Raw genomic sequence first — 563 nt, 5'->3', positions numbered from 1 at the left:
GAACGACGCCCCATCAGCCGTCGCCTGACGCCTAACGTCACCAACCGCATCACGATCCACGGTCGTGCCGTCCGCATACGTCCAGGTGCTACTGCCATCACCGCCGTAGGCAATGTCCACCGCCTGCACCGGTTGCCCATCCGACCCTGGCACGGTGCCATGGGTCGGCTTGCCGTCGACCGTGAACTGGTCGAACGACGCACCATCCGCGGTCGCCTGACGCGTAACGTCACCAGCGCCATTCCGATCGACGGTCGTGCCGTCGGCGTACGTCCACGTACTCGACCCGTCACCGCCGTAAGCGATCGACACGTCCTGCGCCGGTTGCCCATCCGACCCCGGCACCGTGCCGTGGGTGGGCCTGCCATCAGCGGTGAACTGGTCGAACGACGCACCATCCGCAGTGACCTGACGCGTAACGTCACCAGTCGCATTGCGATCGACCGTTGTGCCGTCCGCGTAGGTCCAGGTGCTGCTGCCATCGCCGCCGTAGGCAATGTCCACCGCCTGCGCCGGTTGCCCATCCGACCCCGGCACCGTGCCATGCATCGGCCTGCCATCAG

Annotated in this window: 1 protein-coding gene; it reads right to left on the bottom strand. The window is 66.8% G+C overall.

What is annotated here, in order from left to right; genetic code table 11:
• A partial coding sequence (locus KBX34_RS33250; RefSeq protein ID WP_210929015.1) for a hypothetical protein occupies positions 1 to 549 on the bottom strand: 549 nt, incomplete at its 3' end.
• Positions 550 to 563: the final 14 nt, after the last annotated feature.

Origin of the sequence: Micromonospora sp. M61 (assembly GCF_018070245.1) — a bacterium.
GTDB classification, from domain to species: Bacteria; Actinomycetota; Actinomycetes; order Mycobacteriales; family Micromonosporaceae; genus Micromonospora; species Micromonospora zamorensis.
Note: the sequence above shows the minus strand (reverse complement) of the source record. Positions and strands in the feature narration are given on the sequence as shown.